This is a genomic window from Roseomonas sp. CCTCC AB2023176, assembly GCF_042259275.1.
Classification (GTDB): Bacteria; Pseudomonadota; Alphaproteobacteria; order Acetobacterales; family Acetobacteraceae; genus Roseomonas.
Window position 1 is genome coordinate 3,884,982 of the sequence record NZ_CP170086.1, and the last position, 16,393, is coordinate 3,901,374.

General features: G+C 71.7%; 15 protein-coding genes, 2 tRNA genes and 1 pseudogene. 12 read left to right on the forward strand and 6 right to left on the reverse strand.

Annotated features, from left to right (window positions below; all coding sequences use genetic code 11):
- The 4 genes and pseudogenes from serS to ACE7GA_RS19430 all read left to right on the forward strand — a co-directional run bounded on the left by serS (position 1) and on the right by ACE7GA_RS19430 (position 1,834).
- Positions 1-1,313: pseudogene (gene serS, locus ACE7GA_RS19415) on the forward strand (serine--tRNA ligase).
- 16 nt (positions 1,314-1,329) lie between these two features.
- A tRNA-Pro gene (locus ACE7GA_RS19420) sits at positions 1,330-1,403 on the forward strand.
- A gap of 20 nt (positions 1,404-1,423) precedes the next feature.
- Positions 1,424-1,741: an ETC complex I subunit gene (locus ACE7GA_RS19425; RefSeq protein ID WP_376090221.1), complete on the forward strand. Its 318-nt coding sequence runs from the start codon at positions 1,424-1,426 to the stop codon at positions 1,739-1,741.
- A 16-nt stretch (positions 1,742-1,757) separates the two neighbouring features.
- A tRNA-Arg gene (locus ACE7GA_RS19430) sits at positions 1,758-1,834 on the forward strand.
- Positions 1,835-1,839: 5 nt separating this feature from the next.
- Here the strand turns inward: ACE7GA_RS19430 and ACE7GA_RS19435 are convergent.
- From ACE7GA_RS19435 to ACE7GA_RS19455, 5 genes are all read right to left on the reverse strand, one after another.
- Positions 1,840-2,454 carry a hypothetical protein gene (locus ACE7GA_RS19435; RefSeq protein ID WP_376090224.1) on the reverse strand — a complete coding sequence of 205 codons (615 nt, stop codon included), beginning with the start codon at positions 2,452-2,454 and terminating at the stop codon, positions 1,840-1,842.
- On the reverse strand, positions 2,444-3,652 hold the full coding sequence (hutI, locus tag ACE7GA_RS19440; RefSeq protein WP_376090227.1) for an imidazolonepropionase: 1,209 nt from the start codon (positions 3,650-3,652) through the stop codon (positions 2,444-2,446). Before hutI ends, ACE7GA_RS19435 begins: the two co-directional genes overlap by 11 nt.
- A gap of 104 nt (positions 3,653-3,756) precedes the next feature.
- Positions 3,757-5,253 carry a histidine ammonia-lyase gene (gene hutH, locus ACE7GA_RS19445; protein ID WP_376090230.1) on the reverse strand — a complete coding sequence of 499 codons (1,497 nt, stop codon included), beginning with the start codon at positions 5,251-5,253 and terminating at the stop codon, positions 3,757-3,759.
- Entirely contained in the window at positions 5,250-6,917 is a 1,668-nt protein-coding gene (gene hutU, locus ACE7GA_RS19450; RefSeq protein ID WP_376090233.1) for a urocanate hydratase, read from the reverse strand. The genes hutH and hutU overlap by 4 nt, the downstream gene beginning before the upstream one ends.
- The gene (locus tag ACE7GA_RS19455) at positions 6,914-7,930 is read right to left on the reverse strand and encodes an isopenicillin N synthase family dioxygenase (protein WP_376100378.1); all 1,017 of its coding nucleotides are present in this window, start codon (positions 7,928-7,930) and stop codon (positions 6,914-6,916) included. The genes hutU and ACE7GA_RS19455 overlap by 4 nt, the downstream gene beginning before the upstream one ends.
- 80 nt (positions 7,931-8,010) lie before the next feature.
- Between ACE7GA_RS19455 and ACE7GA_RS19460 the strand changes: the two genes are divergently transcribed.
- The 8 genes from ACE7GA_RS19460 to ACE7GA_RS19495 all read left to right on the forward strand — a co-directional run bounded on the left by ACE7GA_RS19460 (position 8,011) and on the right by ACE7GA_RS19495 (position 15,359).
- Positions 8,011-8,835 carry a transporter substrate-binding domain-containing protein gene (locus tag ACE7GA_RS19460; protein ID WP_376090236.1) on the forward strand — a complete coding sequence of 275 codons (825 nt, stop codon included), beginning with the start codon at positions 8,011-8,013 and terminating at the stop codon, positions 8,833-8,835.
- Positions 8,836-8,858: 23 nt separating this feature from the next.
- Positions 8,859-9,494: an amino acid ABC transporter permease gene (locus ACE7GA_RS19465; protein ID WP_376090239.1), complete on the forward strand. Its 636-nt coding sequence runs from the start codon at positions 8,859-8,861 to the stop codon at positions 9,492-9,494.
- Positions 9,491-10,177, forward strand: coding sequence for an amino acid ABC transporter permease (locus ACE7GA_RS19470; protein WP_376090242.1), 687 nt, complete (start codon positions 9,491-9,493; stop codon positions 10,175-10,177). Before ACE7GA_RS19465 ends, ACE7GA_RS19470 begins: the two co-directional genes overlap by 4 nt.
- The gene (locus ACE7GA_RS19475; RefSeq protein WP_376090245.1) at positions 10,174-11,070 is read left to right on the forward strand and encodes an amino acid ABC transporter ATP-binding protein; all 897 of its coding nucleotides are present in this window, start codon (positions 10,174-10,176) and stop codon (positions 11,068-11,070) included. The genes ACE7GA_RS19470 and ACE7GA_RS19475 overlap by 4 nt, the downstream gene beginning before the upstream one ends.
- Positions 11,067-12,425 carry a formimidoylglutamate deiminase gene (locus ACE7GA_RS19480; protein ID WP_376090248.1) on the forward strand — a complete coding sequence of 453 codons (1,359 nt, stop codon included), beginning with the start codon at positions 11,067-11,069 and terminating at the stop codon, positions 12,423-12,425. Before ACE7GA_RS19475 ends, ACE7GA_RS19480 begins: the two co-directional genes overlap by 4 nt.
- A gap of 54 nt (positions 12,426-12,479) precedes the next feature.
- Positions 12,480-13,598, forward strand: coding sequence for an S-(hydroxymethyl)glutathione dehydrogenase/class III alcohol dehydrogenase (locus tag ACE7GA_RS19485; RefSeq protein WP_376090251.1), 1,119 nt, complete (start codon positions 12,480-12,482; stop codon positions 13,596-13,598).
- 13 nt (positions 13,599-13,611) lie between these two features.
- Positions 13,612-14,763, forward strand: a complete 1,152-nt coding sequence (locus ACE7GA_RS19490; protein ID WP_376090254.1) for a 2-methylaconitate cis-trans isomerase PrpF family protein — start codon at positions 13,612-13,614, stop codon at positions 14,761-14,763.
- 89 nt (positions 14,764-14,852) lie between these two features.
- The gene (locus tag ACE7GA_RS19495; RefSeq protein WP_376090257.1) at positions 14,853-15,359 is read left to right on the forward strand and encodes a YdeI/OmpD-associated family protein; all 507 of its coding nucleotides are present in this window, start codon (positions 14,853-14,855) and stop codon (positions 15,357-15,359) included.
- Between the two features lie 7 nt (positions 15,360-15,366).
- On the opposite strand, the gene ACE7GA_RS19500 is transcribed toward ACE7GA_RS19495, so the two are convergent.
- Positions 15,367-16,257 carry a polysaccharide deacetylase family protein gene (locus tag ACE7GA_RS19500; protein ID WP_376090260.1) on the reverse strand — a complete coding sequence of 297 codons (891 nt, stop codon included), beginning with the start codon at positions 16,255-16,257 and terminating at the stop codon, positions 15,367-15,369.
- Positions 16,258-16,393 lie beyond the last annotated feature (136 nt).

The following is a 16,393-nucleotide window of genomic DNA, read 5'->3' on the forward strand; positions in this document are numbered from 1 at the left end:
GTGCACGACATCCGCGCCGTGCGGGCCGACCCCGCCGCCTTCGACGTCGCCCTCGCGCGCCGGGGCTTGCCGCCCGTCTCTGCCGAAATCCTGCGCCTCGACACATCGCACCGCGAGGCGATCCGGCTGACGGAGGAGGCGCAGGCCACCCGCAACCGCGTCTCGAAGGAAATCGGCGCCGCGATGAAGCGCGGCGACCCCTCGGAGGCGGAGCGCCTGAAGGCCGAGGTCGCCGCCGCCGTTGTCCGCGCCGCCGAGGCCGACCCCGACGCGCGGGGAGAGAGGTCACCGCGATCCTCGAATCCCTCCCCAACCTCCTTGATCCCGACGTCCCCGACGGCCCCGACGAGAGCGCCAACGTCGTGCTCCACCAGCACGGCGAGCCCCCCCGCACCAACGCCCCGCAGCGCCAGCACTTCGAACTCGGCGAGTCGCTCGGCCAGATGGACTTCGCGACCGCCGCCAAACTGGCCGGCAGCCGCTTCACCCTCCTCTCCGGCGAACTGGCCCGCCTCGAACGGGCGCTCGGCCAGTACATGCTGGACCTGCACGTGCTGGAGCATGGCTACACAGAGACGGCCGTACCCCTGCTGGTGAACGACGCGACGATGTACGGCACGGGACAGTTGCCGAAGTTTGCCGACGACCTCTTCCGCACGACGGACGGCCGCTGGCTCATCCCCACCGCCGAGGTCCCGCTGACGAACATCGTCCGCGACGAGATCGTGGCGGAGTCGTATCTCCCCCGCCGCTACGCCGCCCTGTCCCCCTGCTTTCGCTCGGAGGCCGGCGCCGCGGGCCGGGACACGCGGGGCATGCTGCGCCAGCACCAGTTCATGAAGGTTGAGCTCGTCAGCGTCACGCGCCCCGAGGACTCCGCCGAGGAGCACGAGCGCATGACGCGGTGCGCCGAGCGCGTCCTGACGGAGCTCGGCCTGACCTGGCGCCGCGTCCTCCTGTGCTCCGGCGACACCGGCTTCGCCTCCGCCAAGACCTACGACCTCGAGGTCTGGCTGCCCGGCCAGGGCGCCTGGCGGGAGATTTCCTCCTGCTCCAACTGCCGCGACTTCCAGGCCCGTCGCATGAACGCCCGCTTTCGGCCGGGGGGAGGGAAGGGCACCGCCTTCCTCCACACCCTCAACGGATCCGGCGTCGCCCTGGGTCGCGCCCTGATTGCCGTCATGGAAACCCACCAGCGGCCGGAAGGCGGGATCACCGTCCCCGAGGTCCTGCGTCCCTATCTCCGCGGCCTGGAGGTCATCGGCGCCCCGACGGAAGCCGGGATGGTTGCCGCGGCGGCTCCGGGCGCCTAGGTTCCGCCGCACCCGTCGGGGTGTGGCGCAGCCTGGTAGCGCGCCTGTTTTGGGTACAGGAGGCCGTGGGTTCGAATCCCGCCGCCCCGATTCTACACGGAGCCATCCGCTTGGCCGACACGCTCGCCCGCATCTATTCCCCGCCGAAGAGCTCCATGCAGTCCGGCCTCGGCCGCACGAACGGCTGGGTCCTGGAACACGCGATTCGCGAGCCCAAGCGCATCGACCCGCTGACCGGCTGGTACGGCTCCGGCGACACCCCGCGCCAGGTCCGCCTGCACTTCCCGACGCTGGATGCCGCGGAGGCCTACGCGAAGGAAAACGGCATCGCCTACGAGGTCGAGCGCGCGCAGCAGAAGCCGGCGCTGCGTCCCAAGTCCTACTCGGACAATTTCCGCACGAACCGCCCGGAGAACTGGACGCACTGAGGCCCGCGGGTGTCCCGGACCCTTAGCTCAACTGGATAGAGCAACCGGCTTCTACCCGGTTGGTTGGGGGTTCAAGTCCCTCAGGGTCCGCCACCGCGCTACAGGTACCGCCCCCGCTCCATGATCTCGAGCGTGTAGGCCCGGTAGGTCATTCCCAGTTCCTCCGCCCGTGCCAGCCGCCGCAGCGCGATCTCCCGCGGCGGCGTCTTCCAGGCCTTCTTGTGCGCCCGCTTCCAGTGCCAGTGCCGATAGGACTCTTCGGGATCGAGCGGCGGCCCGCCATTGTGACCTATGCCCGGCGTCACGGCGCGCTCGCCCGCAGCCAGGTCGTCGTCACGTGTGCGCAGGGCTTGTCCGACCCCTCCGCCCGCATCCACACCTCCGCGTAGAGCGCGGTCCGCCGCGCGCCGCACCACCGCCACCTCCGCGATCACGCCGTTGGCGCCGGGGGGCCGCAGGAAGGTCGTGGTCATGACCGCCGTCCGCGTCTCGTCCGCTCCGCCCCGCGCGACGAGCTCCGGCACCCAGACCGCCGCATCCGCGAGCGTCATCATCGCGGGACCCGAGACGGAGGGCCCCGGCCGCAGGGACAGGTCCGACGGCGGCATCCGCACCGTCGCCGCCTCGGCGGAGGCCGCCAGCACCTCCAGCCGCAGCGCACCCGCCAGCGGCACGCCGGTCCGCACCCGCTCCGTCAGTTCGTCAAGCGTCACGCCCGGCCACCACGCGTCCCGTGCAGGGGTTGTGTCCCATCCAGTAGCAGAGCTCCGCCGGCCGGGAGATACGGTAAACGCCGAGGTCGCAGCGCATCCCGACCTCCAGCGCCCCGCGGTCCTGCAGCCCCAACGCCGCCGCGGCGTGCCGCGTGATGCCCAGCAGTGCCTCTTCCACCGTCAGCCGGTAGAGCGTGCAGGCCATGTTCGCCATCAGCAGCAGCGACCGGGTCGGGGACGAGCCCGGGTTCATGTCGGTGGACACCGCCATCCGCACGCCCGCCGCGCGCATCGCCGCGACATCGGGCATCCGCGCCTCCCGGATGAAGTAGGTCGCGCCGGGCAGCAGGACGGCGACGCTCCCCGCCGCCGCCATGGCGCGCAGCCCGGCCTTGGACGCATGCTCCAGGTGATCCGCCGACAGCGCGCCGTATTCCGCCGCCAGCTCCGCCCCGCCCGTGTCGCCCAGCTGGTCCGCGTGCAGCTTCACAGGCAGCCTGGCTCGCCGCGCTGCGTCGAAGACCCACCGCGTCTCCTCGGCCGTGAAGCCGATCGTGTCGCAGAACGCGTCCACGGCATCCGCGATGCCGTCCCGCGCGACCGCCGGCACGATCTCCTCCGCGACGAGGCGGGCGTAATCCGCCTGGCGCCCGCTGAACTCCGGCGGCACCGCATGGGCCGCGAGCAGGCTGGTCCGCACGGACACCGTGCGGCGCGAGTCCAGCGCTCGAGCCGCCCGCAGCATCCGCGCCTCCGTCGGGAGATCGAGCCCGTAGCCCGACTTCACCTCGACCGTCGTCACTCCTTCCGCCAGCAGCGAATCCAGCCGCGGCAGCGCGCCCTCGATCAGCGCCTCCTCGCTCGCCTCGCGCGTCAGCCGCACGGTGGACAGGATGCCCCCACCCTCGCGCGCGATTTCCTCATAGGTCGCGCCGGCCAGCCGCCGCTCGAACTCCCCCGCGCGGTCGCCGGCGAAGACCAGGTGCGTGTGGCAATCCACCAGCCCCGGCAGCAGCCACGCCCCGCCGAGATCCACGACCTCCGCCCCGCTCGTGGGCAGGTCTCGCCGCGCGCCGACCCAGGCGATCCGCCCGTCCCGAGCCGCCACCGCCCCGTCCTCGATGATGCCGAGCCCGTCGCGCCCATCCCGCGGCGACATCGTGCAGAGCGACGCGTTGACCCAGACTCGGTCAAGCATCGCGACGTGCGCTCCGCCCGACGCCGACTTCCACGCAGGCCTTCGCGCGACCGGCCGCGTCGGCAGTGATCGGCCGGCCACGCCGCGTCCGGCTGCCCGAGCCTCTACACATCCGCGTAGCCCGCGAACCGCCCCTCCGCGACCAGCCCCGCCACCGCGGCGATGTCCGGCGCCATCTCCCGGTCCGCGTCCCAGGCGTGGACGACGTCCCGCACGGCCGCATGCGCCGCCTCCAGCGTCTCGGACGACCGCAGGGGCCGGTGGAACTCGATCGCTTGGCACGCGGCGAGCAATTCGATGGCCAGGATGTCCCGCAGGTTCGCCATCATCGGCATCAGCCGCAGCGCCGCCCCCGTGGCCATGGACACGTGGTCCTCCTGGTTCGCCGAGGTCGGCAGCGAATCCACGGACCGCGGGTGCGCCAACGACTTCTGTTCCGAGGCCAGCGCCGCCGCCGTCACCTGCGCGATCATGAACCCCGAGTTCAGCCCGCCTTCGCGCACCAGGAACGCCGGCAATCCCGACAACGCGGGATCCGTCAGCAGCGCGATCCGCCGCTCCGCCAGCGCCCCGATCTCCGCCACCGCCAGCGCGATCGTATCCGCCGCGAAGGCCACCGGCGCCGCGTGGAAGTTGCCGCCGGACAGCACCTCACCCTCCTCCGTCACCAGCGGATTGTCCGTGACGGCATTCGCCTCCCGCTCGAGCACCGCGCCGGCGCTCTCCAGCAGGTCGAGGCAGGCCCCCATGACCTGCGGCTGGCAGCGGATCGAATACGGGTCCTGCACCCGCGGATCGTCCAGGCGGTGGCTTTCCCGGATCGCGCTCCCCTCAATCAGCCGCCGCAGCGCCGCCGCCGCGCGCACCTGCCCCGGCTGCCCGCGCAGGGCGTGGATGCGCGGATCGAAGGGGGTGTCGGACCCCCGCACTCCCTCGGTGCTGATGGCCCCCGCGACCAGCGCCGTCGCGAACAGGTCATCGGCCGCGAACAACCCGGCCAGCGCGACCGCCGTGGACACCTGCGTCCCGTTGAGCAGCGCGAGCCCCTCCTTTGGTCCCAGTGCGATTGGGGCCAGCCCCGCCCGCGCCAGCGCATCCCCGCCGGGCAGCCGCTCCTGCCCCAGGAAGGCCTCTCCTTCGCCGACGAGCACGAGCGACAGGTGCGCCAGCGGCGCCAGGTCCCCGGAAGCACCCACCGACCCGCGCGAGGGGATCACCGGCACGACCTCCCGCTCCAGCAGCCCGAGAATCGCCTCCACCGTCGTCTCCGCCACCCCCGATGCCCCACGCGCCAGCGACAGCGCCTTCAGCGCGAGGATCAGCCGCGCGACGGGCCGCGGCAGCGGCTCCCCCACCCCGGCCGCGTGGGACCGCAGCAGGTTCATCTGCAGCCGCGAGAGATCGCCCGCCCCGATCCGCGTCGAGGCGAGTTTCCCGAACCCGGTATTCACTCCGTAGATCGTCTCGCCCCTCGCCAGCCGCGCGAGCAGCGCCGCGTGGCTGCGCTCGACCTCGACGCGCCATTCCCCGCCGAGGTCGAGCCGTGCGCCTTCCATCACCGCGCGGAGGTCCGCCAGCCCCACATGGCCCGGCCGGATCATGCGCGGAGCATTGGCAGGTCCAGCCCCTGCTCCCGCGCGCAGTCCCGCGCGATCCCGTAGCCCGCGTCGGCGTGCCGCATCACCCCCGTTGCCGGGTCGTTCCACAGCACGCGCCGCAGCCGCCGCGCCGCTTCCGGCGTGCCGTCCGCCACGATCACCATGCCTGCGTGCTGGGAATACCCCATTCCTACGCCACCCCCGTGGTGCAGCGACACCCAGGTCGCGCCGGACGCCGTGTTCAGCAACGCATTCAGCAATGGCCAGTCGGAGACGGCGTCGGACCCGTCCATCATCGCCTCGGTCTCCCGATTAGGCGACGCGACCGATCCGGAATCCAGGTGGTCCCGCCCGATCACGATCGGCGCCGACAATTCGCCCGAGGCCACCATCTCGTTGAATGCCAGCCCGAGCCGGTGCCGCTGCCCCAGCCCCACCCAGCAGATGCGCGCCGGCAGCCCCTGGAACCGGATCCGCGCCTGCGCCATGTCCAACCAGCGATGCAGGTGCGGATCGTCCGGGATGATCTCCCGCACCTTCGCGTCGGTCTTGCGGATGTCGTCCGGATCGCCGGACAGCGCGCACCACCGGAACGGCCCGATCCCCCGGCAGAACAGCGGGCGGATGTAGGCCGGCACGAAGCCCGGGAAGCCGAAGGCCCCCTCCAGCCCCTCGTCCCGGGCCATCTGCCGGATGTTGTTCCCGTAATCGAGGACCTTCGCCCCCATCCGCTGGAAGTCCAGCATCGCCTGCACGTGCGCGACCATGGACCGCTTCGCGGCGGCAGCGACGGCGGCCGGGTCACTCTCCCGCTTCGCCTGCCATTGCCCCAGCGTCCACCCCGCCGGCAGGTAGCCGTTCGACGGATCATGCGCCGAGGTCTGGTCCGTCACGATGTCCGGCACGACGCCACGCCGGACCAGCTCCGGAAACACCTCCGCCGCATTTCCCAGCAGCCCGACCGAGATCGCGCGCCGTTCCGCGCAGGCCGCCCGAATCATGGCCAGCGCCGTGTCCAGGTCATCCGCGCGATGATCCAGGTACTGCGTCTCGAGCCGCTTCTCGATGCGCGAGGGCTGGCACTCCACCGCCAGCACGCAGGCCCCGGCGAAGACGCCGGCCAGCGGCTGCGCCCCGCCCATTCCGCCGAGCCCGCCCGTCAGGATCCAGCGCCCCGACAGGTCGCCCCCGAAATGCTGCCGCCCTGCCTCCACGAAGGTCTCGTAGGTCCCCTGCACGATCCCCTGCGTCCCGATGTAGATCCAGGACCCCGCGGTCATCTGGCCGTACATCATCAGGCCCTGGCGATCGAGCGCGTTGAAATGCTCCCAGGTCGCCCAGCGCGGCACGAGGTTGGAGTTGGCGATCAGCACGCGCGGCGCATCCGCATGCGTCTCGAACACGCCGACCGGCTTGCCCGACTGGACCAGCAAGGTCTGGTCCTCGCGCAGCCGGCGCAGCGCGCGCTGGATGACCTCGAAGCACTCCCAGTCCCGGGCCGCCCGCCCGATGCCGCCATAGACGACGAGCTCCGCCGGGTTCTCCGCCACCTCGTCGTCGAGGTTGTTCATGAGCATCCGCAACGCGGCCTCGGTGGTCCATTGCTGGCACGTGATCTCCGTCCCCCGCGGTGCCCGGATGGACGGCGCGTTCCGGAAGCGACTCATGCCACCACCGCCTTCCGGTACGCGAAGGCGCGGTCGAAACGCCCGAGGATATGCGCGCCTGCCGTCGTCGCCTCGTACCGCGCCTCCGCGTCGGAGACGCCGAGTTCGCGGGGATCGACGCGCGCCTCGAAGTCCGGGTCGTAGAAGGTCGCGATGGACACGCGTTCCCGCCCGCTGCGGTTCAGCACGCGGTGCGGCGTGGAAGCGAAGCGGTCATTCGACCAGCGCCCGAGGAGGTCGCCCACGTTGACCACCAGCGTGCCGGGCAGGGGAGGGGCGTCGATCCACTCCCCGGACTGCTGCTCACGCACCTGCAAGCCACCGTTGTCGTCCTGCCAGAGCAGCGTGATGCAGCCGAAATCCGTATGCGCCGCGAGCCCGAACTCGTCCTCGCGCAGGTCTATCGGCGGGTAGTAGATCGCCTGCGTCCGCTGCAGCGGCTTGCGGTAGCGATCCGCGAAGAACGCCGGCGACAGGTCCAGCGAAACCGCGACCGCGCGCAGCAGATCCGCCCCAACCCGCCCCACCGCGCCGAAATAGGCCGACATCGCGGGCCGGAGCGCCGGCGCGAAGTTCGGCCACTGGTTCGGCCCCCGCAGCGGCACGCCGGCCACGACGTCCGGATCGTCCTCCGGCAGTTCGAGGCCGATGGAGAAGAACTCCTTCCGGTCCGGGTGCTTCGCACCCTCCATCAGCGCGCCGCCCATCGCGTGCCAGCCCCGGTGCAGCCGGTTCGCCGCAACGCCCCGTTTCGTCTGGTGCGGGAGCCGGAAGAAGGCCAGCGCCTCCCGCGCCGCCGCGTCGATCACCTCCGCCGCGATCCCGTGGCCCCGCACGTAAAAGAATCCTGGTCCCTCGCAGGCCGCCCGCACCTCCGCCGCCAGCCGCGCGACGGCGCCCGCCTCCCCGACCGCAGTCCCGACACGTCGAGGACCGGAAGATCGCCCGCCATCGCGCCTCCTGACGCCGGCCGCACCATCGCCCGGCACCGACAGGCTCACCGCCCCTGCCACGCCGGTCAACCGCGAGGGGACGACAACGCGGCACGCCCCGTGCATGATCCGCCGGCAGGACGACCCCAGGAGGGACCCCGATGCCCCGCTTCACCCGCCGCGCCCTCGGCGCCGCCGCCCTCTCGCTTCCCTTCATCCGGCCCGCCGCCGCGAACAACCTGGAGAAGGCCCGCCGCGCCGGCGAATTGCTGATTGCGACCGAACTGCACTTCGCCCCGTTCGACTTCACCGAAGGCGGCCGCCAGGTCGGCATGAACGTCGAGCTCTTCGAGCATGTGGGACGCGACCTCGGCGTCCGGATCCGCTTCCAGGACCTGCCCTGGCCGGCGGTCCTCCCGGGCCTCGAGGCCGGCCGCTACGACATGGTCGGCGGCCCCGCCACCATCACGCGCGCCCGTGCGGAGCGCTACCGCTTCACCGTCCCCGTCGCCGAGGCGACCGTCGCCGTGCTCAAGCGCGCCAACGACGCCTCCATCCAGAAGCCGGAGGACGTGGCGGGCAAGCAGCTCGGCGGCGCCACCGCGACGGCGCAACTCGCCCAGTTCCAGGCCTTCGTGCAGCGCCTGCCCGGCACCACGCCGCCGATCCGTGAATACCAGTCCTTCTCCGAGGCCTATGCCGACCTCGCCGCGGGACGCATCGCGGCCGTCGCGAATTCGCTGCCCAACATCGCCTTCGTCGCGAAGACCCGTCCCAACGTCTTCGCCGTGGTCAACCCGCCCTTCGGCGAGAAATCCTACTTCGGCTACATCGGCCGCAAGGACGAGGACAGCGCCCCGCTGCTCGACGCCATCGACGACAGCATCCGCCGCATGCGCACCGACGGCCGCCTTGCCGCCCTCCAGACCAAGTGGTTCGGCCAGGCCTTCGACACGCCGGACAACGTCCCGCCGCCGACGGTCTGAGCGCCCTCGGCCGTGTTGCCGTGATGGACTGGGCCTTCATCGAGGAGGCGCTGCCCGCGCTGCTGCGCGCCTCGGTGGCCACGATCCTCGTCTCCCTCGCCGCGATCGCGCTCGGCTTCGCGGCGGGGGCGGTCATCGCCGCCGCCGCGACGGTGCGGGCCCGATGGGCGCGCGCCTTCGCCGCGACCTACATCTCCTTCTTCCGGGGCGTGCCGCTGCTGGTGCAACTGCTGCTCGCCTATTACGCGCTGCCCTTCATCGGCCTGGACATCCCGGCGATCGTCGCGGCTGTCGGCACGCTCGGCCTCTGCTGCGCGGCCTACATGGCGGAAATCCTGCGCGGCGGCCTCGCCATCGTTCCCGCCGGCTCGGTCGAGGCCGCCCGCCTTCTCGGCCTGACGCCGGTGCAGACCTTCCTCCGCATCCGCCTGCCGATCGCGGCCTCCGCCATGCGCCCGGCCATCGTCAACGAGGCCATCATGATCATGAAGGCCTCCTCCCTCGTCTCCGTGGTCGGCATCCTCGAACTGACGCGCGCCAGCCAGGCCATCGCGTCCTCCACCTTCCAGCCGCTGCCCTCCTACGCGCTCTGCGGCGCCATCTACCTCGTCATCAACTTCGCCCTGATGGCGGTCGGCTGGGGCGGGCGCCGCGCGTGAACGTCGTTCTCGATACCCTGGACGCCGTCGCCCGCGGACTGCCCCTGACCGTCGCGATCTGGCTGGCTTCCGTGACCACCGGCCTCGCCGCCGGGTTGTTCGTGGCCATCGCGCGCCATTTCGGCCCCGCGCCCCTGAACTGGCTCCTCCTCGCGATCGTCGAGGTCGTCCGCGGCATCCCCTTCCTCGTGCAGGCCTTCCTCCTCTACTTCGGCGGCCCCTTTATTGGCCTCGACCTGACGCCGATCGTCGCAGGCTGGCTCGCCCTCTCCGTCTACGCCGCCGCCTACTTCTCCGAGGTCTTCCGCGCCGGTTTCCGGGCCATCCCACCCGGTCACACGGAAGCCGCGCGCCTCCTCGGCCTGACGACGCCGCAGACGGTCGCCCGAATCCTGCTGCCCGAAATGGCGCTCGCCGTCCTGCCGGCGCTCGCCAACCTTTCCGTCATCCTCATCAAGGAAACGGCGATCCTCTCCATCATCACCGTGCCCGAACTGACCTTCACCGTCTCCGGCGTCGGCAGCGCCACCTTCGCCTTCGCCCAGACGACCCTCGCCCTCGCGCTCGGCTACTGGCTCCTCGTCGAGCTTACCGCCTGGGCCGCGCGCCGCCTCGAACGCGCGATCGCCCGCGCGACCCTCGGCACCACCCAGCCCGAGAAAATCCAGGCTGCCCTCGCATGACCGCTTTCCTCCGCGTGGACTCCGTCCGCCGCCAGGTCGGTGAGACCCTCATCCTCGACGGCATCGCCCTCGACGTCGCGCGGGGCGAAGTGGTCGGCATCATCGGCCCCTCCGGCTCCGGCAAGTCCTCCCTACTCCGCTGCATCGCCGGCCTCGATACCCTGACGGCAGGGCGCGTCACCGTGGAAGGCCGCGAGCCCCGCCCGGGCGACGGCACGGTCGGCATGGTTTTCCAGCAGTTCAACCTCTGGCCCCACCTGACCGCGCGCGAGAACGTCGCCCTTGCCCTCCGCCTCGCCCGCAGGATGTCCAAGGCCGAGGCCGCGTCCCGCGCCGACGCCATGCTGGACCGTGTCGGCCTGCGCTCGCTCGCCGATCGCCGCCCCGCGCAGCTCTCAGGTGGCCAGCAGCAGCGCGTCGCCATCGCCCGCACCCTCGCGGTCGAGCCGCGCATCATCCTCTTCGACGAACCCACCGCCAGCCTCGACCCCGAGCTGACGACGGAGGTGCTGGAAGTCATCCGCGCCCTGGCCGAGGCGGGACAGACGATGCTCGTCGTGAGCCACGAGATGGGCTTCGTCGCCAACGTCGCGTCCCGCGCGATCTTTCTCGACCACGGCAAGAAGCTCGTGGACGGCCCGGCCCGCGCCGTCTTCGGCAAGCCGGAGGAGCCGCGACTCCGCCGCTTTCTCTCCACCTACCTCCAGCGCGTCACCTGGGCCGCCGAACCCGAGGTCGCGCCACCTTCCACGACCACCATGGCCCTGCTGAATCTCCCGACGCCGGAGCCCGCGAACTTCGCCCTGCTCGACGCGGCCGCGCCATCACCCGCCCCTTCCTTCCCGCTGCTGGACGGCGCGTCCCGCAAGCCCGCCGATCCGCCGAATCCGTGACGGCCTTCCACGCCGCCTGGGCCCTCCTCCCGGATGGCTGGGCCCGCGACGTCCTGGTCGAAGCCGACGACAGCGGCACGATCATCCGCGTCACGCCGGACGCCGCGCCCGGCGCCGCGCAGCGCCTGCCGGGTCACGCCATCCCCGGCGTCCCCGACATCCACTCCCACGCGTTCCAACGCGCCATGGCCGGCGCCGCCGAGCGCCGCTCCCCCGCCGGCCGGGATTCCTTCTGGACGTGGCGCGAGACGATGTACCGCTTCGTCACCCGTCTCACGCCCGACGACGCGGAGGCCGTTGCCGCGCAGCTGCACGTGGAATGCCTCGAACACGGCTTCACCCACCTCGTGGAGTTCCACTACCTTCACCACCAGCCGGACGGGACGCCCTACGCCGACCGGGCGGAGATGGCCCTCCGTCACCTTGCCGCCGCGGACGCGACGGGAATCGGCCTTACCCTCCTCCCGTCGCTCTACCGCCACGGCGGCATCTTCGGCCGCGACCCGAACCCGGGCCAGCGCCCCTTCCTGAATGACCTCGACGGCTTCGCCCGCGTCATGGAGCGCTGCGCCGAGGCCGTCCGCACCCGCCCCCGCGCCAACCTCGGCGTTGCTCCCCATTCCCTCCGCGCCGTGACGCCGGCGATGCTGGCGGAGGTCGCGCACTACCCCGGCCCCGTCCACATCCACGCCGCCGAACAGACGCGGGAGGTGGAGGAGTGCCTGGCCGCGACCGGCGCGCGTCCTGTCGAATGGCTGCTCCACAACGCCCCACTCGACCGGCGCTGGTGCCTCATCCACTGCACCCACCTGTTGCGCGTGGAAAGCGAAGGCCTGGCGCGCACGGGCGCGACCGCCGGGCTCTGCCCGACGACCGAAGCCTCCCTCGGCGACGGCATCTTCGACCTGCCGACCTTCCGCGGCGCGGGCGGCCGGATCGCCATCGGCACAGACAGCCATGTCGGCACCGCGCCCCGCGACGAGCTCCGCCAGCTCGAAACCTCGCAGCGCCTGCGCGATCAGGCCCGCAGCCTCGCGGCTGACGACAGGGACCCGCATCCCGGCGCCGCCCTGCTACGCGCGGTCCTCGCCGGCGGCGCCCGCGCCTCCGGTACGCTGACCGGCGCCATCGCCCCCGGCCATCGCTGCGACCTCGTCGAACTGGATGACAGCCACCCGACCCTGGCCGGGCACGAGGCCGACGCACTCCTGGACGCATGGGTCTTCTCCGGCCAGGCCAACCCCGTCCGTACCTCGGTCGTCGCGGCCGAATCGCTGGTCCAGGACGGCCGCCACCGCGACCGTGACGTCATCGCCGCCCGCTACCGCCACGTGATCCGCCGCCTCCTGGCCTGACCCCACGCCCCGCGGCTACTCTCCGCCCCGAAGAGGGAAGGGACCACGCCCGCCATGAAGACCCGCGCCGCCGTCGCCTGGGAAGCCAACAAGCCGCTGACGATCGAGACGGTGGACCTCGAAGGCCCCAAGCCCGGTGAGGTCCTCGTCGAGATCATGGCGACGGGCGTCTGCCACACCGATGCCTACACCCTCTCCGGCCTCGACAGCGAAGGTCTCTTCCCCTGCATCCTGGGACATGAGGGCGCTGGCGTGGTGCGCGAGGTCGGCGCCGGCGTCAGCAGCATCAAGGCCGGCGACCATGTCATCCCGCTCTACACGCCGGAATGCCGCGCCTGCAAAACCTGCCTGTCCCAGCGCAGCAACCTCTGCACGGCGATCCGCTCGACGCAGGGCAAGGGCGTCATGCCCGACGGCACGTCGCGCTTCTCCTGCGACGCGCCCGACAAGCCCGTCTTCCATTACATGGGCTGCAGCACCTTCTCGAACTTCACGGTCCTGCCGGAGATCGCGGTTGCCAAAGTCAGGCCCGACGCCCCGTTCGAAAAGATCTGCTACATCGGCTGCGGCGTCACGACGGGCATCGGCGCCGTCATCTACACCGCGAAAGTCTGGCCCGGAGCGACCGTCGCGGTCTTCGGCCTCGGCGGCATCGGCCTCAACGTCATCCAGGGCGCGCGCATGGTAGGCGCCGACCGCATCGTCGGCGTAGACCTCAACCCCGCCAAGGCCGAGAAGGCGAAGAAGTTCGGCATGACCCATTTCGTCAATCCCGACGACGTCGGCCGCGACAAGGTCGTGCAGGCCATCCAGGACGTGACGGACGGCGGCGCCGACTTCTCCTTCGAATGCATCGGCAGCACCGCGACGATGCGCCAGGCCCTGGAATGCACGCACCGGGGATGGGGAACCTCCGTCATCATCGGCGTCGCCCCCAGCGGGCAGGAAATCAGCACGCGTCCCTTCCAGCTCGTCACCGGCCGCAACTGGCGCGGATCCGCCTTCGGCGGCGCACGCGGCCGCACCGATGTACCCAAGATCGTGGACTGGTACATGGAGGGAAAGATCGACATCGACAGCCTGATCACCCACACCATGCCGCTCGACCGCATCAACGACGCCTTCGACCTGATGCATGAGGGCAAGAGCATCCGCAGCGTCGTGACGTTCTGACCGGCCCGGCGCCATGCGCCCCATCCCCGCCGCCTTCTACCGCGGCGGCACCAGCAAGGCCGTGATGTTCCACGCCCGCGACCTTCCGGCGGACCGCGCGGAATGGGCACCCCTCTTCACGGCCCTGATGGGCAGTCCCGACCCCTATGGTCGCCAGTTGGACGGCATGGGGGGAGGGGTCTCCTCCCTCTCCAAGGTCTGCGTCATCGGCCCGTCCACCCGCGACGATGCCGACCTCGACTACACCTTCGCCCAGGTGCAGGTGCGCGAGACCTGCGTGGGCTACCGCAGCAACTGCGGCAACATGTCCTCCGCCATCGGCCCCTTCGCGGTGGATGAGGGCCTGGTCCACGCCCCCGGCGACACCGCCACCGTTCGAATCCACAACACCAATACGCGCAAGATCATCCGCGCGACCTTCCCCGTGCTCGACGGCCGGACGCGCGGGAATGGCGACCTCGCCATCCCCGGCGTGGCCGGCACCGGCGCGCCGATCCGCCTGGATTTCCTTGAGCCCGGCGGTGCCTCCACCGGCCGCCTCCTTCCAACCGGCAACCCTCGCGACGTGCTCGACGTCGGAGGCATCGGCCGCCTCGAAGCTTCCCTCGTCGATGCGGCCAACGCCTGCGTCTTCCTCCGTGCCGCCGATCTTGGCCTCACCGGCCGCGAACTCCCGGACGAGATCGAATCGCGTCCCGACCTCCTCGCCCGCTTCGCCGCGATCCGCGCCGCCGGCTCCGTGGCCATGGGCATCGCGCCCGACCTCGCGGCGGCCCGTGCGATCAGCGCCATCCCGTTCATCGGCGTCGTCGCCCCGCCCGCGCCCTTCCGTAGCCTCACCGGCGAGGAGTTCACGACGGCAACGCATGACCTCGCCGCACGCATCCTGTCCAACGGCCAGCCCCACCGCGCCCTGCCGCTCACCATCTCCCTCTGCGCCGCCGTCGCGGCACGGATCGACGGCACCCTGGTCCACGAAGCGACGGGGCGGAACGGCGCATCGCTCCGCATCGGCATGCCCTCCGGCGTCCTCACCGTGGCCGCCGAGGTCACGCGTGACCCCGCCGGCGCTTGGCAAGCCGAGAGCGGCGGCTTCTACCGCACCGCGCGGCGCCTGTTCGACGGCCAGGTCTGGGTCCCCGGCGCCACGGGGCATCCATCTTGACCGGCAACGATCGACATCACCGCCACCGAGGACCCCGCCCGATGAGCCGCACGCACACGCCCCAAACGCATCGCGGCGCCTGACGCGCGATGCCCGCCTACCCCCACCGCTTCGAGGCACCCGTCGTCCTCCACGACGTCGGCACCTACCGGTACACCGTCGTCTTCCTCCCGCCCGATCTTGCCGCCACCCTCGACTTCCCGCCGGGCAACCGCCTGCGCGCGAGCGGCGAGGTCGCCGACATCCCCTTCGGCGGCGCGTGGCAGCCCGTCCGCGGGCGCTGGTTCCTCATGCTCTCGAAGGACCTGATCCGCACGGCGGAGATCAAGCCCGGCGACGTCGTCGAGGTCCGCTTCCGCGTCGAACCCCCGGACACCGTCGAAACGCCGGAAGCCCTGGATCGCGCCCTGGAGGCGGACCACAAGGCGAAGGCCGCCTGGAACGCGATGACGCCCGGCGCGCGACGCGGCCTCGCTCACCGCGTCGCCTCCGCGAAGACCCCGGCGACGGTGGCCCGCCGCCTGGACGAGGCCCTCGCCGTCCTGCGCGGCGAAGCGCCCTACCGTGTCCCCGGCAAGCGCCGCGAGCCCGCGTGATGCACCGTCACGCCACGCTCCCTTCGGGCAAGGCCGCGACATGCCGGTACACGTCCGCCGCCCGGCAAACCCACACCACGTCCCGCCGCGCCGCGATATGCGACAGCGCCCGACGCAGCGCCCGCAACCTGTAGGGCTGCCCGATGATGTAGGGATGCAGCGCGATCCCCATCACCTGCGCCACGCCGTCCCGCACCTGCCGCAGCCGCTCGTCGAAGTCGTCCACGATCATGTCGCAGAACTGAGCGACCGAATCCTTCCGCGCCACCACGGACGGGATGTCGTTCACCTCCTGCGGGTACGGCACGGCCAGCAGCCGCCCGCCGCCCCGCACCGCGTGCCACACCGGCTGGTCGTCGGAACACCAGTTCAGCGTGTAGCGATACCCCGTCTCCGCCAGCAGGTCCGGCGTCGCCGCACTCTCCGCGATCCACGGCGACAGCCACCCCATCGGCGCCACCCCTTCGTGGCGCAGGATCGCCGCCGTGCTCTCCTCGATCAGCCGCCGCTCGGCGTCCTCGCCCATCACCGACTGCCGCTCGGAATTCGTCCGCCCATGTCCCGCGATCTCGTCCCCCCGCGCCCGGTGCGCCGCAACGAGAGACGGCGCGTAGTCGTACATCGCGCTGTTCAGCAGCACCGTGCAGGGCAGGGACAACTCGTCCAGCAGCTCGATCAGCCGCCACGCCCCGACCCGGTTTCCGTAATCGCGCCAGGCGAAGTTCAGCACGTCGGGCTGCGGTCCCCCGGGCGCCAGCTCCGCCCCCAACCCCTCGCCGAAGGCGAAGTGCTCCAGGTTGACCCCGAGGTATACCGCCAGCCGCGCCCCGCCCGGCCAGGCCCACCGCGCCCGTTCCCCCCAGCCCACGTACCCGTAGCGCCCATGCGTCGGCAGCACGCCGCGTCCTCCCCCTGAACAACGCGGCCCCACGCCGCCCAACCCTGCCCCGAGCGGCCCGGCGCCGCGAATCGCCCTCGTCTCGGTCAGGAGCCCGGCCGCGGCGCCCGACGCGCCGTAGCACCCCCCATGCCAT